This window comes from Bradyrhizobium paxllaeri (assembly GCF_001693515.2).
Classification (GTDB): domain Bacteria; phylum Pseudomonadota; class Alphaproteobacteria; order Rhizobiales; family Xanthobacteraceae; genus Bradyrhizobium; species Bradyrhizobium paxllaeri.
In genome coordinates this window covers 6,611,025-6,635,416 of sequence record NZ_CP042968.1, presented here as the reverse complement: position 1 = coordinate 6,635,416, position 24,392 = coordinate 6,611,025, and the positions used below count along the sequence as shown (strand labels likewise).

Annotated in this window: 23 protein-coding genes; 19 read left to right on the top strand and 4 right to left on the bottom strand. The window is 62.3% G+C overall.

The window, feature by feature from the left end:
• The first annotated feature begins 69 nt into the window (after positions 1 to 69).
• The 6 genes from ggt (at position 70) to LMTR21_RS31610 (ending at position 5,216) form a co-directional block, all read left to right on the top strand.
• Positions 70 to 1,656, top strand: coding sequence for a gamma-glutamyltransferase (gene ggt / locus LMTR21_RS31635; RefSeq protein ID WP_065753283.1), 1,587 nt, complete (start codon positions 70 to 72; stop codon positions 1,654 to 1,656).
• A 41-nt stretch (positions 1,657 to 1,697) separates the two neighbouring features.
• Positions 1,698 to 2,156: an FKBP-type peptidyl-prolyl cis-trans isomerase gene (locus tag LMTR21_RS31630; RefSeq protein ID WP_246174547.1), complete on the top strand. Its 459-nt coding sequence runs from the start codon at positions 1,698 to 1,700 to the stop codon at positions 2,154 to 2,156.
• A gap of 23 nt (positions 2,157 to 2,179) precedes the next feature.
• Positions 2,180 to 3,169, top strand: a complete 990-nt coding sequence (locus LMTR21_RS31625; protein ID WP_065753282.1) for a D-2-hydroxyacid dehydrogenase family protein — start codon at positions 2,180 to 2,182, stop codon at positions 3,167 to 3,169.
• A gap of 187 nt (positions 3,170 to 3,356) precedes the next feature.
• Positions 3,357 to 3,881, top strand: a complete 525-nt coding sequence (locus tag LMTR21_RS31620) for a cupin domain-containing protein (protein WP_065753281.1) — start codon at positions 3,357 to 3,359, stop codon at positions 3,879 to 3,881.
• Positions 3,882 to 3,925: 44 nt separating this feature from the next.
• Positions 3,926 to 4,663 carry an enoyl-CoA hydratase/isomerase family protein gene (locus tag LMTR21_RS31615; protein ID WP_065753280.1) on the top strand — a complete coding sequence of 246 codons (738 nt, stop codon included), beginning with the start codon at positions 3,926 to 3,928 and terminating at the stop codon, positions 4,661 to 4,663.
• 127 nt (positions 4,664 to 4,790) lie between these two features.
• Positions 4,791 to 5,216, top strand: coding sequence for a VOC family protein (locus LMTR21_RS31610; RefSeq protein WP_065753570.1), 426 nt, complete (start codon positions 4,791 to 4,793; stop codon positions 5,214 to 5,216).
• A gap of 114 nt (positions 5,217 to 5,330) precedes the next feature.
• Here the strand turns inward: LMTR21_RS31610 and LMTR21_RS31605 are convergent, their stop codons facing one another.
• Together LMTR21_RS31605 and LMTR21_RS31600 are read right to left on the bottom strand one after the other, a co-directional pair.
• Entirely contained in the window at positions 5,331 to 6,482 is a 1,152-nt protein-coding gene (locus LMTR21_RS31605; protein ID WP_065753279.1) for a hypothetical protein, read from the bottom strand.
• On the bottom strand, positions 6,470 to 7,132 hold the full coding sequence (locus LMTR21_RS31600; protein WP_246174530.1) for a FecR family protein: 663 nt from the start codon (positions 7,130 to 7,132) through the stop codon (positions 6,470 to 6,472). The genes LMTR21_RS31605 and LMTR21_RS31600 overlap by 13 nt, the downstream gene beginning before the upstream one ends.
• Positions 7,133 to 7,443: 311 nt before the next feature.
• Between LMTR21_RS31600 and LMTR21_RS31595 the strand changes: the two genes are divergently transcribed.
• The 4 genes from LMTR21_RS31595 (at position 7,444) to LMTR21_RS31580 (ending at position 11,871) form a co-directional block, all read left to right on the top strand.
• Positions 7,444 to 8,703 carry a phospholipid carrier-dependent glycosyltransferase gene (locus LMTR21_RS31595; RefSeq protein ID WP_430642486.1) on the top strand — a complete coding sequence of 420 codons (1,260 nt, stop codon included), beginning with the start codon at positions 7,444 to 7,446 and terminating at the stop codon, positions 8,701 to 8,703.
• A gap of 127 nt (positions 8,704 to 8,830) precedes the next feature.
• A complete protein-coding gene (locus LMTR21_RS41360; protein WP_246174523.1) occupies positions 8,831 to 9,817 on the top strand; it encodes a hybrid sensor histidine kinase/response regulator in 987 nt (328 codons plus the stop codon).
• A 5-nt stretch (positions 9,818 to 9,822) separates the two neighbouring features.
• A complete protein-coding gene (locus LMTR21_RS41355; protein ID WP_246174522.1) occupies positions 9,823 to 10,449 on the top strand; it encodes a response regulator in 627 nt (208 codons plus the stop codon).
• A 234-nt stretch (positions 10,450 to 10,683) separates the two neighbouring features.
• Positions 10,684 to 11,871, top strand: coding sequence for an IS481 family transposase (locus LMTR21_RS31580; RefSeq protein ID WP_065750742.1), 1,188 nt, complete (start codon positions 10,684 to 10,686; stop codon positions 11,869 to 11,871).
• A 160-nt stretch (positions 11,872 to 12,031) separates the two neighbouring features.
• Here the strand turns inward: LMTR21_RS31580 and LMTR21_RS31575 are convergent, their stop codons facing one another.
• Positions 12,032 to 12,664, bottom strand: coding sequence for an OmpA family protein (locus LMTR21_RS31575; RefSeq protein WP_065755346.1), 633 nt, complete (start codon positions 12,662 to 12,664; stop codon positions 12,032 to 12,034).
• 701 nt (positions 12,665 to 13,365) lie between these two features.
• Between LMTR21_RS31575 and LMTR21_RS31570 the strand changes: the two genes are divergently transcribed.
• The 9 genes from LMTR21_RS31570 to LMTR21_RS31525 all read left to right on the top strand — a co-directional run bounded on the left by LMTR21_RS31570 (position 13,366) and on the right by LMTR21_RS31525 (position 22,994).
• The gene (locus LMTR21_RS31570) at positions 13,366 to 13,596 is read left to right on the top strand and encodes a hypothetical protein (protein ID WP_065755345.1); all 231 of its coding nucleotides are present in this window, start codon (positions 13,366 to 13,368) and stop codon (positions 13,594 to 13,596) included.
• Positions 13,597 to 13,673: 77 nt separating this feature from the next.
• A complete protein-coding gene (locus LMTR21_RS31565; RefSeq protein WP_065755344.1) occupies positions 13,674 to 14,846 on the top strand; it encodes a winged helix-turn-helix domain-containing protein in 1,173 nt (390 codons plus the stop codon).
• Between the two features lie 69 nt (positions 14,847 to 14,915).
• Positions 14,916 to 15,251: a hypothetical protein gene (locus LMTR21_RS31560; protein WP_065755343.1), complete on the top strand. Its 336-nt coding sequence runs from the start codon at positions 14,916 to 14,918 to the stop codon at positions 15,249 to 15,251.
• Positions 15,252 to 15,344: 93 nt separating this feature from the next.
• Positions 15,345 to 16,451 carry an efflux RND transporter periplasmic adaptor subunit gene (locus tag LMTR21_RS31555; RefSeq protein WP_065755352.1) on the top strand — a complete coding sequence of 369 codons (1,107 nt, stop codon included), beginning with the start codon at positions 15,345 to 15,347 and terminating at the stop codon, positions 16,449 to 16,451.
• A gap of 39 nt (positions 16,452 to 16,490) precedes the next feature.
• Entirely contained in the window at positions 16,491 to 19,643 is a 3,153-nt protein-coding gene (locus LMTR21_RS31550; protein WP_065755342.1) for an efflux RND transporter permease subunit, read from the top strand.
• Positions 19,644 to 19,662: 19 nt separating this feature from the next.
• Positions 19,663 to 20,268 (top strand): TetR/AcrR family transcriptional regulator, encoded by a 606-nt coding sequence (locus LMTR21_RS31545; RefSeq protein ID WP_057863067.1) that lies wholly within the window; start codon positions 19,663 to 19,665, stop codon positions 20,266 to 20,268.
• A gap of 121 nt (positions 20,269 to 20,389) precedes the next feature.
• Entirely contained in the window at positions 20,390 to 21,013 is a 624-nt protein-coding gene (locus LMTR21_RS31535; RefSeq protein ID WP_065755341.1) for a flavin reductase family protein, read from the top strand.
• Positions 21,014 to 21,164: 151 nt separating this feature from the next.
• Positions 21,165 to 22,157, top strand: a complete 993-nt coding sequence (locus tag LMTR21_RS31530) for a L,D-transpeptidase family protein (protein ID WP_065755340.1) — start codon at positions 21,165 to 21,167, stop codon at positions 22,155 to 22,157.
• A 60-nt stretch (positions 22,158 to 22,217) separates the two neighbouring features.
• On the top strand, positions 22,218 to 22,994 hold the full coding sequence (locus LMTR21_RS31525; protein WP_065755339.1) for a potassium channel family protein: 777 nt from the start codon (positions 22,218 to 22,220) through the stop codon (positions 22,992 to 22,994).
• Positions 22,995 to 23,007: 13 nt separating this feature from the next.
• Here LMTR21_RS31525 and LMTR21_RS31520 read toward each other — a convergent pair whose 3' ends face one another.
• Positions 23,008 to 24,318, bottom strand: a complete 1,311-nt coding sequence (locus LMTR21_RS31520) for a serine hydrolase domain-containing protein (RefSeq protein ID WP_084030871.1) — start codon at positions 24,316 to 24,318, stop codon at positions 23,008 to 23,010.
• Positions 24,319 to 24,392: the final 74 nt, after the last annotated feature.

The window sequence follows — 24,392 nt, the reverse complement described above, 5'->3', positions numbered from 1 at the left end:
GAACCGTCTGTAAACCCGCCCCACAGCTCCCGCGGGATGCTCAAGAAACGCTGAAAGAAAGCACTCGCGATGAGGAATTTCCATTTCGCCGGCCGCTCGACGGTCCATGCCCAGAACGCGATGGTGGCGACGTCGCATCCGGACGCCGCGCTGGTCGCCATCGACGTGATGCGCGCCGGCGGCACGGCTGCGGATGCCGCGGTGGCGGCCTGCGCGCTGCTCGGCGTCATCGAACCGCAATCGACCGGCATCGGGGGCGATTGTTTCGCCCTGATCCAGCCAAGGGGCGAGGGCAAGATCGTCGCCTATAACGGCTCCGGCCGCGCGCCGATGGCGGCGACGGCCGAATGGTACCTCGAGCGCAAGATCCATTCGGTGCCGCTGACCTCGGCCCATGCGGTCAGCATTCCCGGCGCGATCGACGCCTGGGACACGATCCTGCGCGACCACGGCAAGATGGGGCTCGACACCCTGCTGCAGCCCGCCATCAAGGCCGCCGAGGAAGGCTATGTCGTTGCACCCCGCATCGCCTTCGACTGGAAGAACCAGTTCGAGAAGCTGAAGAACGGCACCAACACCGAACGCTATCTGCTGCCGCACGGCAAGCCTGCGGTCGCCGGCGACGTGATCCATCAGCCCGAACTGGGCAAGACGCTGCGCGCGATCGCCAAGAACGGCCGCGACGCGTTCTATAGCGGCGAGATCGCCGCCGACATGGTGGAAACCCTGCGCGGCATCGGCGGCCTGCATACGCTGGAAGATTTCGCCGCGCATTCGACCGAAACCACGTCGCCGATCGGCACGATGTATAAAGGCCACGACGTCTGGCAGTGCCCGCCGAACGGTCCTGGCATCACCATGCTGGTGATGCTGAACATCCTCTCGCGCTTCGACCTGACCAAGTTCAAGCCGCTCAGCATCGAGCGCTTCCATCTGGAGGCGGAAGCCGCGCGCATCGCCTACATGATGCGTGAGCAGTATATCGGCGATCCCCAGCAGGTTCACGTCGACGTCGCCGGCATCCTCGCCAAGGAGTTCGCCGAGGAGCACATCAAGAACATCAAGATGGACCGGCTGCTCGAGCTGCCGAACGTCGCGCCGCCGATGAATCCGTCGACTGTCTACATCACCGTGGTCGACAAGGACCGCAACGTCTGCTCGTTCATCAACTCGATCGCGCATTCGTTCGGCTCGGCGATCGTGTCCAACAAGACCGGCATCCTCTTGCAGAACCGCGCCGGCGGATTCCGCATTCAGCCCGGCCACCCCAATTGCATCGCGCCGGGCAAGCGGCCGCTGCACACCATCATTCCCTCGCTCGCTACCAAGAACGGCCGCGCGGTGATGCCGTTCGGCGTGATGGGCGGGCAGTACCAGCCGGTCGGGCAGACCCATGTGCTGACCAACATCCTCGACTATGGCTGCGACGTGCAGGAAGCCATCGATATGCCGCGCGGCCTGCATTACGAGGGCGTCTACCAGCTCGAAGACAGCGTGCCGGCCGAGATCGTCGAAGGCCTGAAGAAGATCGGCCACAAGACCACCAGCGTGGTCGGGCCGCTCGGCGGTGGCCAGGCGATCTGGATCGACTGGGAGAAGGGCACGCTGACCGGCGGCTCCGATCCCCGCAAGGATGGTTGCGCGCTGGGCTATTGAGCGTCTAGAGACAGCCATCTTTAAGAGAGAGGGTTCACAGGATGCGCTTCTCCCGACGCACGATTATCCAGACCGCATGTGCCGCCGTGGCGGCGGCGGTTTCCACACCCGTTGCCAGCAGGATGGCATCGGCCCAGACCGCAGGAAAACCCATGACCACAGCTTCAGGTTTGCAGATCATCGACAGCAAGGAAGGCACCGGCGCCACGCCGAAGACCGGCCAGACCTGCGTCATGCACTACACCGGCTGGCTTTACGAGAACGGCCAGAAGGGCAAGAAGTTCGACTCTTCGGTCGACCGTAACGAGCCGTTCGAGTTCAAGATTGGCCAGCGCCAGGTGATCGGTGGCTGGGATGAGGGCGTCGCCTCGATGAAGGTCGGCGGCAAGCGCACGCTGATCATTCCGCCCGCGCTGGGCTACGGCGCGCGCGGCGCCGGCGGCGTCATTCCGCCGAACGCGACGCTGATGTTCGACGTCGAATTGCTGGCGGTGAAATGACTGCGCACTGATGGAGGCGCATCGTGAAGATCTCGATCCTCGACGATTATTTCGACACGGTGCGCACCCTCGACTGCTTTCGTAAGCTTGCCGGGCACGACGTCACCATCTGGAACGATCACGTCCAGGATGTCGACACACTGGTGGACCGCCTGAAGGATACCGAAGCGCTGGTCCTGATCCGCGAGCGGACACAGATCCGCACGCCGTTGCTGGAGCGCTTGCCGAAACTGAAGCTGATCAGCCAGCGCAGCGTCTATCCGCATATCGACATCGATACCTGCACCCGGCTCGGCATCATTTTGTCGTCGAGCCAGCATGCGGATACACCGTCCTATGCCACCTCCGAATTCACCTGGGGCCTGATCCTGGCGGCGATGCGCGCTATTCCGCAGCAGATGGCGGCGCTGAAGGCCGGCAAATGGCAGATCGGCGTCGGCCATACGCTGCGCGGCAAGACGCTCGGTATCTATGGTTACGGGCGGATCGGCGCCGTCGTTGCCGGCTACGGTAAGGCGTTCGGGATGAACGTGCTGGTATGGGCGCGCGAGCCGGCGATGGCGAAGGCCCGCGCCGATGGATACGCGACCGCCGCCAGCAAGGCTGATTTCTTTGAGCGATGCGACGTGCTGTCGCTGCACATGCGCCTCGTCGACGCCACGCGCGGCATCGTGAAAGCAGAAGATCTCGCGCGCATGAAGCCCACGGCGCTTCTCGTCAACACCAGCCGCGCGCCGCTGATCGAGCCGGACGCGCTGGTCAACGCGCTGCGCGCCGGGCGTCCCGGGATGGCGGCGATCGATGTCTACGAGAAGGAACCGCTGCGCGACGTCAACGATCCCCTGCTGACCATGGATAATGTGGTCTGCACGCCGCATCTCGGCTACGTCTCGCGCGACGAATACGAACTCCAGTTCACGGATATTTTTGATCAGATCGTGTCCTATGCCGCGGGAACGCCGACGAACGTCGTCAATCCGGATGTGATGGGCAAGGAAAGGGCGAGGCAGTAGCTCTCGTGTCGTCATGCCCGGGCTTGTCCCGGGCATCCACGTCTTTCATGCCGCGAGTTCGCTAAGACGTGGATGGCCGGGACAAGCCCGGCCATGACGGAAGAGATGCGACAGCTCCTCGATTTGACTGGTTTGCCATCGGGGTTTTATGTACCCTTCGGAACCAGAATTGTCAGAAAGCAACAAGATGAGCGGCACTCACGATCACACCCATTCCCACGATCATGATCATTCGCATGGCGACGCCGAGCGCTGGAAGCATGACGGCGTCCGCGTCATCCCAGGCAATCAGCTCGATCCCAACGTGCCCTCGACCGCCGGCATGGACCGCAAGGCCGCGATCAATTTCGCCCGCGTCGGCGCGCAGAAATTATGGGCGGGCACCGTGACGATCCGGCCCGACGCCAAGACCGGCGCGCATCATCACGGCCATCTCGAAAGCATCATCTATGTCGTGAAGGGCAAGGCGCGGATGCGCTGGGGCGAGCACCTGCAATTCACCGCGGAAGCCGGCCCCGGCGATTTCATCTTCGTGCCGCCTTACGTGCCGCATCAGGAGATCAACGCCAGCCGCGACGAGGTGCTGGAATGCGTGCTGGTGCGCTCTGACGGCGAGGCTGTCGCCATCAACCTCGACATCGAGCCGGTGGAAAAGCCGGAGACCGTGCTGTGGGTCGATCTGGTGCACCGCGATCCCGCCGAGAAGAAGTAAAAACAACAAAAGCCGCCGTGGTGCGGATGTCGCGGGGAAATCCCATGAAGCTTGTTCGCTACGAGAGCGCGGGCCACGTCGCCACAATCACCATGGATCGCGCCTCGGCGCACAATGCGCTCAATAATGCGTTGTGCGACGAACTGCGCGAAGCCTGGTTCCGCTTTCACGAAAGCGACGACCGCGTTGCCGTGCTGGCGTCGTCCGAAGAGAAATATTTTTCGGTCGGCGCCGACGTCAGGGATCTCCCCGTCAACATGTGGCACGCCGTGCCCGGATTGGGCGTCGAACTCGACAAGCCCGTCATTGCCGCGACATCCGGCTGGGTCGTGGGCGGCGCCTTTGTGCTGGTGCAGATGGCGGACATGTGCGTGGCATCGGAGACGACGCGCTTCATCTATCCGGAGGGCAAGATCGGCACCACCGCCGGCGGCGTCTCCTCGGTGATGGCGCGCATGCCGCACAAGATCGCGATGGAGTTTTTGCTGGTCGGCGAGGAAATGTCGGCGGAGCGCGCTTACCAGATCGGCTTCATCAACAAGGTGGCTCCGAAGGGACAGCACGTCGCGCTCGCACAGGAGATGGCTGCAAAGATCGCCGCCAATGCGCCCCTGGTGGTGCGGGCGCTGAAAAAACTCGCCCGCGAGTCCATGCCGAAAGGGCCGCTGGAAACTGTCGCCGACGTGCGCCGGCTGCTCGATGTCGTCAGAGACAGCGATGACCTCAAGGAAGGCGTCAAGGCGTTCGCCGAAAAGCGCAAGCCCGACTTCAACGGCAGGTAGCGGCCATTCGCTGCCAGATTACGCTGTCCGCGCGCTGTTTCGCCGCCCGAAAAATAATCTGAAAGCGATGTCGGACCCGCTTCCGCCCGTTCGTCCTTGGGCCGAAGCCAACGAAAAGGAGCCCATTATGGCCAAAATGATCTTCGTCAATCTGCCGGTCAGCGATCTCGCCCGATCGACCGCCTTCTATCAGGCGATCGGCGGCGAAAAGAACCCGCAATTCTCCGATGATACGGGATCCTGCATGGTGTTTTCCGAAACCATCTACGTGATGCTGTTGACGCACGACAAATACCGGCAGTTCACCTCGAAGAAGATCGCCGACGCGAAGACCACCAGCCAGGTGTTGATCTGCCTTTCCGCCGACAGCCGCGATGCGGTCGACGACATGGTCGGCAAGGCGCAGGGCGCGGGCGGCGGCGCCGATCCGGGCCCGAAGCAGGACTACGGCTTCATGTACGGTCGCAGTTTTGAGGATCCGGACGGTCACCACTGGGAAGTGATGTGGATGGATGTGGCGGCTGCCACCCAATCCACGACAGCCGCTGCCTGATCGATCGGCAGATTGTAGGGTGGGCAAAGCGTAGCGTGCCTACCATTCACGATCACAGTCTGCGGAGAGATGGTGGGCACGGCGCAAATGCGCCTTTGCCCACCCTACACACCTCTAATAACTGATCCTCAGCCCCACGCCGCCGTGAAGCGTGTTGCCGATTGGCTGCGGGCCGGCGGTGCCGTTGAGGAAGAGGTCGGCGACCCAGCCCTTGGTGATGCGGAAGCCGAGCCGGCCGCCATATTCGAACCAGCCCTGGTTGCCGATCGTCGGCACGATGGTGCCGTCGCCGGTCACGCTGGCGACGATGCCGGATCGATTCCCGAAGGATTGCACCCATCCGCCGTTGATATTGGCCTCGACACTCGAGCCGAACAGGTGCGTCCATTGTCCGCCGATCTTGACGAGGCTGGTGCGGTCAGTGCCGGTGGCGATCGAGGCGTCGAACGGATTAAACGTGGCCGCAGGGTCGGTATAGCCCTTCACCCGCTGCCACAACTGCCAGACCTCGACGTAAGCTGCGGCTTCATCGCGCGGCGAAAATCGCCTCATCCAGCCGGCGCGGCCATAGACGGCGTAGTTCTCGCTCGATGTCGAGCTTTCCAGCGACACCGCGCCGAGGCTTGTCGCGTAGCTGCGCGAGTAGCGGACCTTCTGGAACGGCGACAGGATGGTGCCGATATCGAAGAACGGCCGCGATGATCCCCAGTCGACGAAATCGTAGCGCAGCGCGAACGCGCCGATCGGCGCGCTGGTGACGTGATAGCCACTCTCATTGAATTGGGCGTAGGCGATACCGGCCAGCAGCGACAAATTGGGCGTCAGGTTCTTGCGGCCGTGAATGCCGGCCGAGAACGAACCGGCCGAACCGAACGCGCTGATGCAGTCGTTGCAATTGACTTGCTCGTTGATCCCGAGCAGCACGTTGCCGAGCACGCGGTTGGTGATCATCTGGTTGAAGCGCTGCCCTGCAAGATCGTTGATCGATCCGGCGCTCGAGCCGGGCGTGGCTAACGGCGGCGCGTTGGTGCCTGGCGTTGGCGACGGGCTTGGCGTCGGTGTAGGCGAGGGCGAAGGGCTTGGCGAGGGAGTAGGGTTCGGCGTTGGCGTCGGCGGGTAACACTCGGTACATTCCTCTACCGGAGTTGGTGAAGGCGAAGGCGACTGTGCCCGCGCAGGCGTTGATTGCGCCGCGAGCAGCGACAGAAACAGCGCTGCGGACAGCAGCAGGCTGCGCGAGAAATTTTTCACGGTCAGCGCCCGCACAGCATGCCGGTGGGATCGCTGCCGTCATCGACGATGACGGGGGCGGCATCCGCATATTGCGTGGTGCTGCAGAGCCCTGCCGCCGCGCCGCAGGTCGCAGCAAACGTCCATGGCGGAGTGTTGGTCTTCTTGATCGTCGACCGACCGCCTGCACCGCTCGATGTGATGATGGCGGTGTCGCCGGGCCGGGTAAGCTGGATGCATTCGAAGCTGACCGTGCAGACCGAAGCCGCGCCGTCCCGCAGGTTGACGATGGTCCGGCCGCGCTGCGACAGGATATCGAGCGTGGTGCCGCGCACGCCGATGGTCGCCAGCGGCGTCGTGATCTTGTAGGCGGCCTTGTCCGATTGGCCGGTGACGAAGCGAAACGCGCCCGAGGTCATGCGTATCGCGACCTCGCGATAGTGATGCTCGTCGTCGAAAACGGTGCGATCCAGCTTGAGCGTCGCATTGGCGCCGAGCGAGAGGTTGGTGCTGTCGGCCATCACCAGCCGCGTTGCGCTGTCGATCCCGGTGCGCACCGTCTCGTCGCGCAGCACTCCATCGCCAACCTTGATCTGGGTGGTCGAAGGGCCGGCCACGCGGAGCACTTCATTCTTGACGACGGCTGCTTCGCCGACGCGCGTTTGCGCGCACGCGGGCGCAACCATCAACGCAGTTACCAGGCCAATTGCAGATAGCGAACCAAAGCAGTTACAGAAATTCATTTCAGAAAACCGATCGATTTATCCCGACATCGTACCGGATCGCGGGCGCATGCGATGTGGCAGAATTATCACTCGCGCGGCTTACTCGCCGATCGGTTAGTGATTGCGAAATTGAAATGCGTTCAATGCAATGGACATAAAAATCTGGAGTCGCCACACTCAATTTTGCCGCAATTTCTTATGGTCCCTGATTCCCAGTCAGATCGCCCGTGAAGCAAGCAACTCAATCACATTCCATTCCACCGGGTTCGATGATGCGCACGGGCATCATCGCCGGCGTCCTTTTTATTCTCGCGCATTTCGCCATGCTGATCGGCGTCACCACGCCGGAAAAATTCTATTTCGACGAAGTGCATTACGTTCCGGCGGCGCGGCAGATGCTCGAGCCGGTCATGCGGGAGCCGATGCTCAATCCGATGCATCCGCCGCTCGCCAAGCAGTTCATCGCGTTGTCGATCCATACGTTCGGCGACGGGCCGCTGGGCTGGCGCTATCCGGGCGTGCTGTTCGGATCGCTCGCCATCGTCGCGGTGTATCTGTGCGGCCTGGCGCTGTTCGCGGCGCAGGGGCCGGCCATTGCAGCAAGCCTGCTCGCGTTCTTCAACCAGATGCTGTTCGTGCAATCGCGGATCGCGATGCTGGATATTTTCGCGCTCACCTTCAGCCTGTTCGCGATCGTCGCGTTCATGCATGGCTTTCGAAGAGAGCGGCCGCATCTGTGGTTCGCGCTTGCTGGCATCGGCTTCGGCCTGGCGGCCGGCTGCAAATGGAGCGGGCTGTTCATGCTCGCGGTTTGCATCGTCATCGTTGCCGTGATCCGCCTGATGCAGAGTTGGCGCACTCAGTTCGTCGATGCCCGGCCAGATGACTGGTATCGGCCCGATCTATGGCCCGATTTCAGGTGGTGGCATTTCGTCGCCTGCTTCGTGTTGATTCCGGCGGCTGTCTATCTCGCGACTTTCATTCCGCTCTACGGATTATCGGTTGCGAACATCCTGGAAGCGCAACGGCGGATCTTCAGCGACAACACAACGACCGCGATCGCGGGGCACACCTATATGAGTTCGTGGCCCTCCTGGCCGTTCCTGGTGCGCCCGGTCTGGTATCTCTTCGACAAAGTCGGCGATGACCGGATCGCCGCCGTGGTCTTCCTCGGCAATCCGCTGATCCTGTGGCCGGCGCTGATCGCGCTTCTGATCTGCTTGCGCGACTGGATCGTGACACGGCGGGTCGATGCGTTTCTGATATTGGCATTCTATTTCGGCTCGTACCTCGCATGGGCACTGCTGCCGCGAACGCTCGGCTTCATCTATTACTATCTTCCGGCGGCGACCATCGCGAGCCTTGCGCTGGTCTATGCCTTGAAACGCGGCAGCACGCCGGCGTGGCTGCTATGGGCCTATGTCGGAATCGGTTTTGTTGGATTCTCCGCAATGTTGCCGATATCGGCCGCGTTCATAGGCACGTCGATGGCGACATTCAGCCGCCTGATGATCTTCCAGAATTGGATTTGAGACTGTCGTTCGGAGCAGAACGCTTAACGATTGGTTACCCGAGTAGTCCACTTGTACGGGTCATGGGCTCGCCGTAGATTCGTCGCTGTATGAGTCGCTCGAATCCCCGTTTTAAGGAACGAACGGCATGTGGGCCTTCTTTGAACGTCTGCTCGATTCATCGATGTTTGCGCCGCATGGAATATGCCTGCTGTGGGAACCCCAGCTGATCTGGCTCCATGTCGCCTCTGACGTCATCATCGCCGCTGCGTATTTCTCGATCCCGATCGCGCTGTCGATCTTCGTCTCGAAGCGCCGCGATGTCGACTTCGGGTGGGTCTTCTGGGCATTCGCGCTCTTCATCATGGCGTGCGGCGTCGGCCATGTGATGTCGATCATCACGCTCTGGTATCCGGTCTATGGCCTCGAAGGTATCGTCAAGGCGATGACCGCCGCGGCCTCGATCGTGACGGCGGCGATGCTGTGGCCGTTGTTGCCGAAGGTGCTCGCGTTGCCGTCGCCGTCGCAGTTGCGGGCGGCTGAAATCGCCCTGGCGCAGGAAGGCATGTACCGGCGCGAGGCCGAGGACATGCTTCGGCAGTCGCAGAAGATGGAGGCGATCGGACACCTGACCGGCGGTGTGGCGCACGATTTCAACAATCTGCTCACGATCATCAGCGGCAATCTCGAGATCGCCGATCGCTGCCTGCATTCGTGGAATGATGCCACCCGCGAACGGCTGACACGGGTGATCGCCAACGCCGCGAACGGCGCGCAGCGCGCGGCGATGTTGACGCAGCGGTTGCTCGCATTCGCGCGCCGGCAGCCGCTCGATCCGAAACGGACCAACGTCAACCAGCTGATCGCCGGCATGTCGGATTTCTTCAGGCGGACATTGGGTGAGACGATCGACCTTGAAGTCGCAGGCGGCGCCGACCTCTGGCAGGTCGAGGTCGATCCCAGCCAGCTGGAAGCGGCGATTCTCAATCTCGTCGTGAATGCCAAGGACGCCATGAACGCCGAGATCTCGGGCGCGATGGCGGGAAGCGGCAAGCTGACGATTGAGACCAGGAACATCTCTGTCGACGAGGGCCTGCAGCGGAACGCAGGCGTGCCGGCGGGGAGTATGTACTGATCGCGGTGAGCGATACCGGCGCGGGAATGCCGCGGGAAGTCCAGGAGAAGGCGTTCGATCCGTTCTTCACGACCAAGCAACCGGGGCAGGGCACCGGCCTCGGATTGAGTCAGGTCTACGGCTTCGTCAAGCAATCCGGCGGAGAGATCAAGATCTACAGCGAGGTCGGACATGGAACGGCAATCAAGATCTACTTGCCCCGTGCCGCCGCCGCACCCGAGATCGCCGGACAGGGCGAGGGCCCGCTCGTCGGAAGCTCGGGAAGCGAAACCGTCCTGGTGGTCGAGGACGAGTGCGATGTCAGATCGTATCTGGTCGAGACGCTGAAAGACCTGAACTACCGGGTTCGCGAGGCGGCGAACGGCGCGGCCGCGCTAGCTCTGTTCGATGCCAATCCGTTCCGGATCGATCTGTTGCTGACCGACATCGTGATGCCCGGCCTCAACGGCCGCGAACTGGCCGACCAACTGCATCACCGGCAGGCGGGCTTAAGGGTCCTGTTCATGACCGGTTACTCGCGGGATGCGATCGTGCATCAGGGGCGGCTGGATCCCGGCGTGTCGCTGCTGCAGAAGCCGGTCACCCAGGCCTTGCTGGCGGCACGGATCAGGGAAATCCTCGACAAGTCGTAGAGCATGATGATTTTTGGTTAGATGAGTTTAGCCGCAACGCGCTTTACCTCTCCCGCTTGCGGGGGAGGTCGGCGCGAAGCGCCGGGTGGGGGCTCTCTCCACTCGGGCAGTATCGCCTGCGGAGACACCCCCACCCCAACCCTCTCCCGCAAGCGTGTTCAGACCGGAGACAAGGTGGACGGGTGTTCGGAGACATCGTGGACACTTTCGACAGCGAATCAAGGAGGCTGTCGGATGCCGTTCCGCGAGGTGTGCCGGATGGACACGAGATTGGAATTTGTGATGTTGGCCTCGGTGGAGGGAGCCAATGTTCGGCAGCTGTGCCGGCGCTTCGGCGTGAGCCCGACGACTGGCTACAAATGGCTGGAACGTTGGCGGCTGCAAGGAACGGCGGGGCTTCACGAGCTGTCACGTCGGCCGCAGAATTCGCCGTCGCGCAGCGCCGCAGCGACGGAGAAAGCTGTCCTTTCGGTCCGCGCGGAGCATCCGGCCTGGGGCGGTCGCAAGATCGCCAGGCGGCTGAAGGATCTGGGACGGGAAGCCATTCCGGCGCCCTCGACCGTGACGGCGATCTTGAAGCGGCACGGGGTCGAACTGGGCGCACATGGCGGCGGTCAGTCCGCCTTCACCCGGTTCGAGCGGTCGCGGCCGAACGAGTTGTGGCAGATGGACTTCAAGGGCCACGTGGCCCTGCATGCCGGCCGGCTTCATCCGCTGACCGTGCTCGACGATCATTCCCGCTTCTCCGTGCTGCTTGCGGCCTGCGCCAACGAGCGGACCGAGACGGTCCGCCAGCAGCTCATCATCGCCTTCCGCCGCTACGGCCTGCCGGAGCGGCTGATCACCGACAACGGTTCGCCCTGGGGCGACGGACCGGGCAACCCGTTCACTCCGCTCGGGGTCTGGCTGATCGAGCATGGCGTCAAGATCAGCCATTCGCGGCCCTATCATCCACAGACCATGGGCAAGGACGAACGCTTCCATCGCAGCCTCAAGGCCGAGGTGCTGTCCGGTCCGCCGTTCGCCGATCTCGCCGCGGCCGAGCGCGCCCTCGATCGCTGGCGCAACGTCTACAACACACAACGGCCGCACGAGGCGCTCGAGCTTGCTGTCCCGGCCAGCCGCTATCAGCCGAGCCCGCGCGACTATGTCGAGATCGTCGCGCCCTTCGAATATGCCTCGGACGACGTCGTGCGCCGTGTTCAGCAAGGCGGTCACGTCAGCCTCCTCGGCCGCGCCGTCAAAGTTCCCAAAGCCTTCCGCGGAAGGGCTGTGGCGTTCCGACCCACTACACACGATGGCGTCTTCGACGTTGTCTTCAGAACCCAGATGATTGCAACCATCGACATCCGGCCCCTCGACCGCGAGCCCGAAAGTGTCCACGATGTCTCCGAACACCCGTCCACCTTGTCTCCGGTCTGAACAAAGCGGGAGAGGGAGCGCACCTTCTTCGTGGCCGCAATCAAATCTAGTTTCATCATGCTTTAGGTCGACGGGCCGGAGTGTCGTGCCTTGGCGATCCGCATCCGCCAATAGAAAATCCGCCTGCCGCAGGCGGCAGGCGGATCGATCTTGCAAGACCTCACTTCGCGGCGGTCTTGGTGTCCATATTGACGACCTGAACGCGGCGGTTGGTCGGGTCCATCGGCGCATGGGCATCCTTCGGCCTGGTCTTGCCGTAGCCGACGGTTACGAGATTGGCGCCGGCAATGCCGTACTTCTCGGTCAGGTACCGCTTGATCGTATCGGCGCGGCGCTCGGAAAGATCCTGGTTATACGCCTCGCCGCCGATCGCATCGGTATGACCGGCGACCACGAAGGTCGAACCCTTCAGGGTCGAATCGGACAGCGCCTTGCCGAGTTCCTGCACGGCGGAGACCGAATTCTTGCTGATGTCGGCCGAGTTGTAGTCGAACTGAATTTCGAGATCGATCTTCGGCTTGCTCGCGGCAAGTTCCGCGATTTCCTGACGCTCGCCGAGCGACAGTGACCGGGTCTTGCGGTTGCGAAGTGAGTCGACGAAGTTGTTTTCCTTGGCCTTTGCGGCGATGTCTCCCGGCTGCTGCGGGCCGGTCGAGAGGCCGCGGGTCACGCCGGCCTTCGGCTTCAGGGCGTCCAGAATCTTGTCGGCCGAGACGGTGTCGCCGGCGACGGCGAGGCCCGCCGTCATCGACAGCGCGGCGCCGATAGTCATGATCGAAAGAAAGCGGGTCATTGTCGTATTCCTCAGTTGTTAACGCCTGCAAACTGGCGTGCATGACGTTTTGATGCTGCGAGGATAGGACGGGTTCAAAGCGGGTAATGTGACTCAGATCACATTGGTTAAGGCCGGCCTTCTGTAGGGAGCGGACTTTTCAGTAGGCGCCGCAAGGCGTTGAAGGCCGCGCAAGGTCGTCTTGCCTGCCGCTGTGTTGTCTGCGGATCGATTCCATCCGACGTTGCTTGAGTGATTTGAATCACGCGTTCGATCGGATGGTCACTGACCTTCCCAAAGATTCAGCGCGACGTATCAACGTCGGCCGTCGCGGTGTTCCCACGTCGAACGCCGCAGTGCCGACTCAGGCATCAAAGCTTCCGGCAAGTCGATCGAGACCGTGCGCTGGACGGCTATCCGAAGCATAGTGATCCCAACGCGCTGCAGCACGTAGTTTTACGGTGCGCGGCGTGTCATCCGGTTGAGTCAGTTCGCGCTGTCGATTTCAGAAAAGAAAAAAGTTGTATCGTCGCGTCAGCGCCGATCTGTGGACAACAAATCGGCAAGATGCGCTTCTAGCAAAACGACTCACAAAAAATCCGATTACAAAATCGTTCGGCGCAACCAAACGGGCGGGGCGGGTGTTACAGTCAGTCAAGCGTCAGCGCGAGTATCTGGGTTATCGCACCAGTGCATCGGAGCCTGCCGGTTCCGGAAGTTCAATGCCAACACTGATCGGCGCGGCGATGATCGCCGCTGCAATTTTGCTGTCGACGCTGGTCAACGCGCTCGGCAGCCGCTACGTCGGGTTCGAAAGTCCGACGGAGGAGAGCGCGTGGCTGGTCGATCGTCTCACCGGCCAGGTCTATAAATGCCATGCGCCCCAGCCGGGCCGCGCCTCATGCGAGGCCGAGATCGCAACCGGCAGCGTGGGAGAGCGGCAGAAGCGGTGAGGTGAGTTCGCACCGCGAGACGACGACCCGGGAACCCGGACTCCCAAGGCCTGCGAATCCCGATACATTGCCGCGCGATGCTCCGCGCAACTGAACCCCGTTCCCTGACCAAGCTTGAAGCCCGGCGAATCTGGCTGCAGGCCCAGCGGCTCGACACCAACGAGCCGTTCGGCGCCGGACCGCCAGCCGTTGCGGCGGCGGTGGATCATCTCGGCTACGTGCAGATCGACACCATCCACGTCATCGAGCGCTGTCATCATCACATTCTCTATAGCCGCATCCCGGCCTACACCCGCGCCGACCTGCGCCAGGCGCAGAGCGTTGATAAAAGCGTGTTCGAGTACTGGACGCATGCTCTGTCCTACGTGCCGGCGAAGGATTTTCGCTTTTTTGTTCCGTCCATGAGGGAACACCGGCGCAACGGCCACAAATGGTTTGCGTCCGTCAAGCCGGAGGACACCCGCAAGGTGATGCGCCTGTTGCGGCGCGACGGCGCGCTCACCATCCGCGACATCGAGGACGACGTTCTGACCGAGAAGGAACATCTGTGGCAGAGCCGCAAACCCTCGAAGCGGGCGCTGCAGCTTGCCTTTTATACCGGCGAGGTGACGATCTCCGAACGCACCGGCATGCTCAAGACCTATGAGCTGATGGCGCGGCACTTCGGCTGGGACAAGCGGCCGAAGCCGGCGAGGTCGATGGAAATCACCGCCTATCTGCTCGACCGCGCGTTGCGCTCCCAAGGCGTCGTCAGCCTGGATTCCATCTGCCATCTCGACGCGCCGAGCAAGCCCGCGGTGCGGCGCCTGGTCGGGGCGCGGGTGCGGCGCGGGGAATTGGTACCGGTCGCGCTCGAAGGCGCCGGCAAGCAGGAGCACTGGGTCCGGCCGGAAGTGCTGGAGGCGAACCTGTCAGTAGAGGCCGGCAGCGGCCTGGTGCACATTCTCTCGCCGTTCGATCCCCTGATCATTCAGCGCAAGCGCACCGAATTATTCTTCGGCTACGGCCACCGCTTCGAGGCCTATGTGCCGAAAGAGAAGCGCCTGTTCGGCTATTTCGCGCTTCCCGTCCTGGTCGGCGAAGACATTGTCGCTGCGATCGATATCAAGACGGACCGCCAGAACAAGAAACTGCTGATGCAGAAATGGAGCTGGGTCGGCAAAGGCGCGGCGAGGGCGGCGCGCAAGGAATACAAGCGCCGCATCGAGGAAGAGCTGCACCGTTTCCAGCGGTTTCAACTGGCGGACTAGGGTTTCCGTTCAGGAACCCGCCGCTGCCGGGTTTGTTAGTTCCATGCTGCACAGCCGCCGGGAGGCGGCATGGGCAGGGATAGATCGATCCTGGAAAAGTTCACCGACACGGTGAAGGAAATTGCCGGTACCGCGACGGAAGCCGCAAGCCACGCGTTGAAGACGGATGAGCCGGGCTTGAAGGCCGACGAACGCGCAGCGGTCTATGTGCCGCTCGCCGCCGATGGCCTCGTTTCCGATCCGCTGATGACGCCGCCGGTTGCGGCCGCGCCCGAACGGCGGAAGCGCACAGCGAAGAAGCGGTGCAGTGCGTCGGCAGCCAAGGCGAGGAAAGCCGGGGAGGGCCACGTGCCGAGCCGTTCGGAAGGGGCGGCTCCCCTTGGAAAGCAATTATTTCTTAACTAAATTTTCCTTCACGAATTCATGATCACTGACGAATGTTGACAATCGTCAGTGAGCATTCGATACTCTTCATCAGATCCTGCGATGGAGAGTCCGATGTTCGCCCGTTCCATTTTCTCTAGCTATTACAGGCTCTTGACTGGAGCTTCGCTGGCGTTTGCAGTGTTCGCGCTGGCCGGTTGCAATGAGAAGGCGGCTGAAACGGCAGCTCCCGGGCGTCCGGTTCTGGTCGCCACCGTGAAATACGCGGCCGAAACCCCGGAGCGCAGCTTCGTCGGTACCATCCGTCCCCGGATCGAAACCGACATGGGTTTCCGCGTCCCCGGCAAGGTCGCCCGGCGCCTGGTTGAGGTCGGCCAGACGGTGGATGTCGGCCAGCCGCTCGCCACCCTCGATGAAGTCGATCTGAAGCTGCAGGCCGAGCAGGCTGAGGCCGAATTCCGCGCCGCCACCGGCGTGCTGGCGCAAGCGTCCGCCTCCGAACAGCGCGCCAAGGATCTGCGCGCCAAGGGTTGGACCACCGATGCGCAGATGGACCAGAGCCGCGCCGCCGCCGACGAGGCGAGGGCGCGCTATAACCGCGCCGAGCGCCAGGTCGAACTCACCAAGAACTCACTTTCTTATGCGACGCTCCACGCCGACAGCCGGGGCGTCGTCACCGCGACCCTGATCGATCCCGGCCAGGTCGTGGCCTCCGGCCAGACCGCGATCCGCGTCGCCCGCTTTGCCGAGAAGGAAGCCGTCGTCGCGATCCCCGAAACGCTGGTCGGCCGCGCCAAGTCCGGTACTGCCAGCGTGACGCTGTGGTCGGATGCGGAGAAGAAATACACCGCGAAGCTGCGCGAGATCGCGCCGTCGGCCGATCCGGCAACCCGGACCTATCTTGCCAAGTTCTCGCTGCCGGAAGCCGACGACAAGGTCTCGCTCGGCATGACCGCGACGCTGACGATGGCTGATGCCGCCACCGAACGCGTGGCAAAGCTGCCGCTGTCGGCGCTGTTCAGCCAGGGCAGCAATCCCTCGCTTTATATCGTCGACGATGCCGGTGCGGTGAAGCTGCAGCCGGTGATCGTGAAGTCCTATGAGAGCAATTCGGTCGTGATCTCCGGCGGCGTCAACGACGGTGCCAAGGTGGTCGCGCTCGGCGTGCAGAAGCTCGATCCGGCCCAGAAGGTCCGGGTGGTGTCGTCGCTGTCGTTCTAGTCCCGTTAGCGGAAGCAGATTTCGAAGCTGGAGAGTGATATGAAGCGCTTCAATCTCTCGGGCTGGGCGGTGAGCCATCCGACCCTGGTCCTGTTCCTGATGATTGTGCTCGGCGTCGCCGGTTTCTTCTCCTACGAGCGGCTCGGTCGCGCCGAGGATCCGTTCTTTACGGTGAAGGTGGTCAACGTCTCGGCGATCTGGCCGGGCGCCACCGCGCAGGAGATGCAGACCCAGGTCGCGGACCCCATCGAGAAGAAGCTGCAGGAACTGCCGTTCTTCGAGAAGGTGCAGACCTACTCCAAGCCGTCGTTCACGGCGATGCAGGTCACGTTCAAGGATTCGACCCCGCCGAAGGACGTCCCCTATCTGTTCTATCTGCTGCGCAAGAAGCTCGCCGACGTGCAGGGCCAGTTGCCCGCCGGCCTGCTTGGCCCGAACGTCAACGACGAATTCTCCGACGTCGATTCCATTCTCTATATGATGACCGGCGACGGCGCCGACTATGCACAGTTGAAGAAGACGGCTGAGGGCATGCGCCAGCGGCTGTTGAAGGTCACCGGCGTCACCAAGGTCAATCTCTACGGCACGCAGGACGAGCGCATCTTCGTCGAGTTCTCGCATGCCAAGCTGGCGACGCTGGGCATCACGCCGCAGGCGCTGTTCGATTCGCTCGCCAAGCAGAACAACGTCACGCCCGCCGGCACGGTGGAAACCTCTTCCCAGCGCGTGCCGCTGCGCGTCACCGGCGCGCTCGACGGCGCCAAGGCGGTCGCGGAAACCCCGGTCGAAAGCAACGGCCGCGTGTTCCGGCTCGGCGATATCGCCACCGTCACCCATGGCTTCGTCGATCCGCCGACCTTCGTCGCGCGCCAGGAAGGCAAGCCCGCGATCGGCATCGGTGTCGTCACCGCCAAGGGCGCCAATATTCTGGAACTCGGCAAGGACGTCGAGAAGGCGACCAACGAATTCATGAAGGCCGTGCCGCAGGGCATCGAGGTCGAGCAGATCGCCGACCAGCCGAAGGTGGTCGAGCGCGCGGTCGGCGAGTTCGTGCATTCTTTCATCGAGGCGCTGGCGATCGTGCTGTTCGTCTCCTTCGTCGCGCTCGGCTGGCGCACCGGCATCGTGGTCGCGATGTCGGTGCCGCTGGTGCTGGCCATCGTCTTCATCGTCATGAACGCGATGTCGATCGACCTGCACCGCATCACGCTCGGCGCGCTGATCATCGCGCTCGGCCTTCTGGTCGACGACGCCATCATCGCGGTCGAGATGATGGTGGTGAAAATGGAACAGGGCTGGGACCGCGTCCGTGCGGCGTCCTTTGCCTGGGAATCAACTGCGTTTCCGATGCTCACGGGGACGCTGGTCACGGCCGCTGGCTTCCTCCCCATCGGCTTTGCCAATTCGGCGGTCGGCGAATATGCCGGCGGCATCTTCTGGATCGTGGCGATCTCGCTGGTCGCCTCCTGGTTCGTCGCGGTGATCTTCACGCCCTATATCGGCGTCAAGCTCTTGCCCAACATCAAGGTCCACCACAACCACGATCCGCATGCGATCTACGAGACGCGGATGTATCGCGGCTTGCGCGCCGTGGTGCAGTGGTGCGTCGACCACCGGGTCAAGGTCGTGGTGGCCACCGTCGGCGTGTTCGCGCTCTCGATCGTCGGCTTCGGCCACGTGCAGCAGCAGTTCTTCCCGCTGTCGGAGCGGCCCGAGCTGTTCCTGCAGCTCCGCCTGCCCGAGGGCACGGCCTTCAATGTCACGGAGAAGTCCGTGAAGAAGGCCGAGACGCTGCTCAAGGACGACAAGGATATCGCGACCTACACCTCCTATGTTGGCCAGGGTTCGCCGCGCTTCTGGCTCGGCCTCAATCCGCAACTTCCGAACGAGGCCTTTGCCGAGATCGTCATCGTCTCCAAGGACGTCGACGCCCGCGAGCGCATCAAGGCGCGGCTGGAGAAGGCGGTTTCCGAGGGTGAATTGAGCGAAGCGCGCGTGCGCATCGATCGCTTTAATTTCGGCCCGCCGGTCGGCTTCCCCGTGCAGTTCCGCGTCATCGGCCCCGACGCCAATACCGTTCGCGACATCGCCTACAAGGTGCGCGACGTCATGAAGCAGAATCCCAACGTCGTGGAGCCGCAACTCGACTGGAACGAGCAGTCGCCCTACCTCAAGCTCGTGGTGGATCAGGACCGCGCCCGCGCGCTCGGCCTCACCCCGCAGGACGTCTCGCAGGCGCTTGCCATGCTGATCTCGGGTGCGCAGGTCACGACCATCCGTGACGGCATCGAGAAGGTCGGCGTGGTCGCCCGCGCGATCCCGTCCGAACGGCTCGATCTCAAGAGCGTCGGCGACCTCACCGTGACCTCACGCAACGGCGTCGCCGTGCCGCTGCAGCAGATCGCCAAGATCGAATATTCCCACGAGGAGCCGATCATGTGGCGGCGTAACCGCGATATGGCGATCACGGTGCGGACCGACGTCGTCGACGGCGTGCAGGCACCCGACGTTACCAACCAGATCTGGCCGAAGCTGAAGGAAATCCGCGACCATCTCGAGCCGGCCTACCGGATCGAGCCGGGCGGCGCGTTCGAGGAATCCGCCAAGGGCAACGCCTCGATCTTCGTGCTGTTTCCGCTGATGGTCATGGTGATGCTGACGCTCTTGATGATCCAGCTTCACAGCTTCTCGCGGCTGTTCCTGGTCTTCCTCACCGCGCCGCTCGGCATCGTCGGCGCCTCGCTCGGCCTCAATGTTGCCAATCAGCCGTTCGGCTTCGTGGCGCTGCTCGGCCTGATCGCGCTCGCCGGTATGATCATGCGCAACGCGGTGATCCTGGTCGATCAGATCGAAGCCGACGTCGCGCAGGGCCTGACGCGCCGGGAAGCCATCGTCGAAGCCACCGTCCGCCGCGCCCGCCCGGTGGTGCTGACCGCGCTGGCGGCGATTCTGGCCATGATCCCGCTGTCCCGCTCCGCTTTCTGGGGGCCGATGGCTATCACCATCATGGGTGGTTTGTTTGTTGCAACCTTCCTGACCTTGCTGTACCTGCCGGGTCTTTACGCCCTCTGGTTCAGGAAGAGCCTGGACGAAAGCGGCCAGGCCGAGCAACCTGATCTTGCGGCGCAGCATGAGGCCAAGTTGCATCCGAAAGGACCACACGCGATTCCGCTTGCCGACGCCGCGGAATAATTGAACATTGAGAGCTGACATGACGCTGATTTCTGAACACGTCGAGACGGACACGCGGGAGAAGATTCTCGTGGTGGCGGAGCGTCTGTTCAGGCAGATGGGCTACCAGAAGACGACGGTCGCCGACATCGCCAAGGAACTGCGGATGAGCCCCGCCAACGTCTATCGCTTCTTCGATTCGAAGAAGTCGATCCACGAGGGCGTGGCTCGCACGCTGATGGGCGAGGTCGAGGTCGAGGCGCGGCGGATCGCAGCCGCGCCCGGTCCGGCGAAACCTCGCTTGCGCGAGCTGCTCACGACCATCAATCGGATGAACACCGAGCGCTATGTCGGTGATTCCAAGCTGCACGAGATGGTCGAGATCGCGATGGAGGAGGATTGGGACGTCTGCGTCGTCCATATCGAATGCGTTACCGGTATCATCGGCCAGGTGATCGCACAGGGCGTGGCGTCCGGCGAGTTCGAGGCGCCTGACCTTCCTTTGGCGGCGCTCTGCACCTGTACCGGCATGATCCGCTTCTTCCACCCGCAGATGATCGCGCAGGCCGTCAACAAGCCCAGCGCAACGATCGACCAGATGATCGATTTCCTTTTCCGGGCGCTTGAGCCGCGCAAGGCGAATTGATTCGTTCACTACTTGACATAGCCGTCATTGCGAGCGAAGCGAAGCAATCCATTGGCTCCGCGCGACGTGGCCTGGATTGCTTCGTCGCTTTCGCTCCTCGCAATGACGGAAGAGTCCCGGCGTGACCACCAAAGACCTGCATTACTACGAGCCGAAGAACGGCCACGGCCTCAAGCACGACCCCTTCAACGCCATCATCGCCCCGCGCCCGATCGGCTGGATCTCCTCGCGCGACGGCAGCGGCAACGTCAACCTGGCGCCTTACAGCTTCTTCAACGCCTTCTGCTACGTGCCGCCGATCATCGGCTTCTCCTCCACCAACTGGAAGGACAGCGCGGGCAATATCCAGGACACCGGCGAGTTCGTCTGGAATCTCGCCACCATGGATCTGGCGAAGCAGATGAACGCGACCGCGGCCCACGTGGCCCGTGACGTCGATGAGTTCAAGATCGCGGGGCTTACGGCCGCGCCCTGCAAGCTCGTCAACGTGCCGCGGGTGGCGGAAAGCCCCGTGGCCTTCGAGTGCAAGCTGACGCAGATCCTGCAGTTGCAGGGCAAGGATGGCGAGAAGGCGCAGGCCTGGGTGACGTTCGGCGAAGTCGTCGCTGTCCACATCGACAAGGCCTTCATCAAGGACGGCGTCTACCAGACCGGGCTCGCCCATCCGATCGTCCGCGCCGGCCGGAAGGGCGATTATTTCGAGATCAAGCCGGAAAACATGTTCGAGATGATCCGGCCGGATTGATCTTCTCAATGTAGCGGGGTGAAGCGAAACCCGGGATCGTTCTCCGGCCCCCGGGTTACGCTTCGCTACACCGGGCTGCGCGCCTGAACCGACGGCAGTACGGAACTCCGGCCCGTCGAAATCTTTATCGTCAGTATTTGGGAGATTGCCGATGATCCGCTGGTTCGCCGGGCTGTTTCTGCTCGCCTGCTTCGCCGCGCCGGCCGTTGCCGGCCCCGATGCGGCAGCCATCAACAACGCGGAATTTAAAGGCAAGCCGCCGGGCGACGACAAGATCAATCCCGTCATCGTCAAGGCGCAGGTGCTGCTCGATCGCGCCAATTTCTCGCCGGGCGAGATCGATGGCAAGCTTGGCGAGAATGCCGAGAAAGCCCTGAAGGCATTTGCCGAATCCAAAGGCCTTGCCGTCAGCAAGCAACCCCTGACTTCCGAGATCTGGGGCGCTCTGCTTGCCACCGGCTCGGATCCGGTCGTCGTCGACTACAAGATCACGGACAAGGACGTCAAAGGCCCGTTCCTGAAGAAGCTTCCTGCGAAGATGGAAGACCTGAAAGACCTTAAGTCACTGGACTACACCAGCCCGCGGGAAGCCCTTGCCGAAAAGTTTCACATGAGCGAAGCGCTGCTCGCGGCGCTCAATCCCGGCAAGAAATTCGACGGGGCCGGTCAAACGATCGCGGTGATGAACGTCCCCGTCAAGGAGGGCAAGCCGGCCGTGACGCGTGTCGAGGTCGACAAGGCGTCTCAAACCGTCAAGGCCTTCGTGAATTCCGAACTGGTCGCGTTCTTTCCCGCGACCGTGGGCAGCGAGGAGAAACCGAGTCCCGGCGGCGTTCTCAAGGTGATCTCGATCGATGCAAATCCGTATTACCGCTACAACCCGGATTACAGGTTCAAGGGGGTCAAATCCAAGCGCGCCTTCAAGATCAGACCCGGCCCCAATAATCCCGTAGGCTCCCAATGGATCGGACTCTCGGAGGAAGGATACGGCATTCACGGGACGCCCAACCCGTCGAAAGTCAGCAAGTCGGAGTCCAATGGCTGCGTGCGCCTCACCAACTGGGACGCCGACAGGCTGGCGAAACTCCTGAAGAAGGGCACCGAGGTGGCGTTCATCGAGCGCGAGGCGGCCAACAGGAAGTGATGTCTCCGTCGCCGCCAACCATCATTTGCAATAGCACGTGCGAATGGTGAAGATGCCGCCATGTCGTTCGCTTCCATCAGACGGAGCACTCGCAGCCTCTACGAGGGCGCAACGCCGGAGGGCGTCCGCTTTCGCTACGGGCTGCTGGTGTTCGATATCGTAACCGTCCTGTTCATCATCGCGACGTCATTCCTGCCTTCGAATGAAATCACCGAAGCGCTCGACGTTCTGTTCGGGGTCGTTATTCTGGCGGATTTTTCCGCGCGATTGCTCGTCAGCCGGCACCGGCTGCGCGAATTCACCCGCTTCTCGACCTGGACGGACATTGTCGCGATCATATCATTCCTGGCGCCGCTGGCGGGAGAAGCCGGCGGCTTTCTCCGCGTTCTCAGGACGCTGCGACTGTTGCGCGACTACCAGATGCTGGCGCGTCTGCGCGAAGACAGCAATTTCTTCCGGCGTAATGAGGAAGTGATCTTTGCCGTCACCAACCTCGCGGTGTTCATCTTCGTGATGACCGCGATCGTTTACGAAACGCAGAAGTTTCGCAATCCACAGATCGCGAATTATGCGGACGCGCTGTATTTCACGGTGACCGCGCTGACGACGACCGGCTTTGGCGACATTACCCTGTCGGGAACGACCGGCCGCATGATCACGGTCGTCATCATGATTTTCGGGGTGACGCTGTTTTTCAATCTCGCCCGCGCGCTGCTGACCCCGCACAAGGTGCGGTTCTCATGCCCCACCTGCGGATTGCAGCGCCATGACAGCGATGCGGTCCACTGCAAGGCATGCGGCAACGTGCTGAATATTCCCGACGAAGGTTTGACGTAGCGCAGCGATCGGATCATTTTTCCGTGGCGAACGCGTCGTAAACCAGCTTCTTGAAGGCGGGCGTGATGCGGCCCCGTTCGTTCTGGGTCTGCTCCAGCATGATGTAGATCATGTTCAGGCTGGGATCGACGCCGAAGTAAGTGCCGCTGCCGCTATCCCATTTGAGTTCGCCGATCGAACCCGGCGGCGGCGGTTTGGCGTTTCCCGGATCGGTGCGCACCGCAAGGCCAAAACCGTAGCCGAAGCCATCCCCGGGAAAGTAGTAATAATCCCGCCCAACGCCGGAGCCCGGCCCAATGTGGTCTGTCGTCATCGCTTTGAATGCCGCCGGGCTGAGGTAGCGTTTGCCGTCGAACTCCCCGCCGTTGAGGATCATCTGGGCAAAGCGCGCATAGTCGTTCATGGTCGAGACCAGCCCGCCGCCGCCGGATTCCCATTCGGGGTGGGCGCGCCGTTCACGCTCAGAGTCCAGCAGGATGGTGTCGCTCGGCAGCGACTCCGCCATCCGCGCGCGTTCGCCGGCGGTTTCGAGAACGTATTTGGTGCTGGTCATACCGAGCGGATCGAAGATGTGCTGCTTCTCGAATTGATAGAGCGTCTGTCCGGAGACGATCTCGATGATGCGGCCGAGCACGTCGGTCGAATGGCCGTAGCGCCAGAGCGTGCCGGGCTGTCTCGCCAGCGGCAATCTGGCGATGCGTTCTGCAAACCTCCTGTTGTCGAACTTGCCGTCGAAAAGGCCGGAGTCCTTATACGCCTTGTCGATCAGCTTGCCGCCGATGTAATCGTAGGTGATGCCCGACGTATGGCGCAGCAAATCTTCAATTGTCACCGGCCGGTCCGGCGGGACAAGCTTCAGAAAGGGGGTCCCGTCAGCCGCAACGGACGCTACTCCCACTTTGACGTCGGCAAATGCCGGAATGAACCTGGCGGCCGGATCAGTAAGCGAGAGCTTGCCTGCGTCGATCAACATCATCGCCGCGACACTGGTGATAGGCTTGGTCATCGAATGAAGCGCGAAGATCGTGTCCGGCGTCATCGGGGCGTTGGTCGCAACGTCCTGCACGCCGAAGCACTTCAGAAAGACCGGCTTGCCGTGTTGCTGGATCAATACGACGGCGCCTGGCAACCTCCCGGTGGCAACCTCATTGTTGAAGAATTCGGTGACGTGCTCGAGTTTCTGCGGTGAGGGGGCGGGGATGCTCTCCGCCTGATTGGCCGCGGCCGCGTTGGTCCAAATCGCCAATAACAACGCCGCAGCAAGAAGTTCTCCGGCGTACGATCCGGCACTGCGATGCAATATCTGTTGAGCCGGCGCCTTCATTTTTGGTTTGCTCCGCGGACTGATTGATTTGCCGGAGAATTTTGACGACCAGGTTGACAACTAGCATGTCTCCC

Coding starts and splice junctions, on each gene's coding strand:
- LMTR21_RS31530 (WP_065755340.1), top strand. CDS start 21,165: ATGATCCGCTGGTTCGCCGGGCTGTTTCTGCTCGCCTGCTTCGCCGCG.
- LMTR21_RS31565 (WP_065755344.1), top strand. CDS start 13,674: ATGCTCCGCGCAACTGAACCCCGTTCCCTGACCAAGCTTGAAGCCCGG.
- LMTR21_RS31520 (WP_084030871.1), bottom strand. CDS start 24,318: ATGAAGGCGCCGGCTCAACAGATATTGCATCGCAGTGCCGGATCGTAC.
- LMTR21_RS31620 (WP_065753281.1), top strand. CDS start 3,357: ATGAGCGGCACTCACGATCACACCCATTCCCACGATCATGATCATTCG.
- LMTR21_RS31560 (WP_065755343.1), top strand. CDS start 14,916: ATGGGCAGGGATAGATCGATCCTGGAAAAGTTCACCGACACGGTGAAG.
- LMTR21_RS31610 (WP_065753570.1), top strand. CDS start 4,791: ATGGCCAAAATGATCTTCGTCAATCTGCCGGTCAGCGATCTCGCCCGA.
- LMTR21_RS31580 (WP_065750742.1), top strand. CDS start 10,684: ATGCCGTTCCGCGAGGTGTGCCGGATGGACACGAGATTGGAATTTGTG.
- ggt (WP_065753283.1), top strand. CDS start 70: ATGAGGAATTTCCATTTCGCCGGCCGCTCGACGGTCCATGCCCAGAAC.
- LMTR21_RS31600 (WP_246174530.1), bottom strand. CDS start 7,132: ATGGTTGCGCCCGCGTGCGCGCAAACGCGCGTCGGCGAAGCAGCCGTC.
- LMTR21_RS31570 (WP_065755345.1), top strand. CDS start 13,366: ATGCCAACACTGATCGGCGCGGCGATGATCGCCGCTGCAATTTTGCTG.
- LMTR21_RS31525 (WP_065755339.1), top strand. CDS start 22,218: ATGTCGTTCGCTTCCATCAGACGGAGCACTCGCAGCCTCTACGAGGGC.
- LMTR21_RS31575 (WP_065755346.1), bottom strand. CDS start 12,664: ATGACCCGCTTTCTTTCGATCATGACTATCGGCGCCGCGCTGTCGATG.
- LMTR21_RS41360 (WP_246174523.1), top strand. CDS start 8,831: ATGTGGGCCTTCTTTGAACGTCTGCTCGATTCATCGATGTTTGCGCCG.
- LMTR21_RS31550 (WP_065755342.1), top strand. CDS start 16,491: ATGAAGCGCTTCAATCTCTCGGGCTGGGCGGTGAGCCATCCGACCCTG.
- LMTR21_RS31615 (WP_065753280.1), top strand. CDS start 3,926: ATGAAGCTTGTTCGCTACGAGAGCGCGGGCCACGTCGCCACAATCACC.
- LMTR21_RS31545 (WP_057863067.1), top strand. CDS start 19,663: ATGACGCTGATTTCTGAACACGTCGAGACGGACACGCGGGAGAAGATT.
- LMTR21_RS31630 (WP_246174547.1), top strand. CDS start 1,698: ATGCGCTTCTCCCGACGCACGATTATCCAGACCGCATGTGCCGCCGTG.
- LMTR21_RS31555 (WP_065755352.1), top strand. CDS start 15,345: ATGTTCGCCCGTTCCATTTTCTCTAGCTATTACAGGCTCTTGACTGGA.
- LMTR21_RS31595 (WP_430642486.1), top strand. CDS start 7,444: ATGCGCACGGGCATCATCGCCGGCGTCCTTTTTATTCTCGCGCATTTC.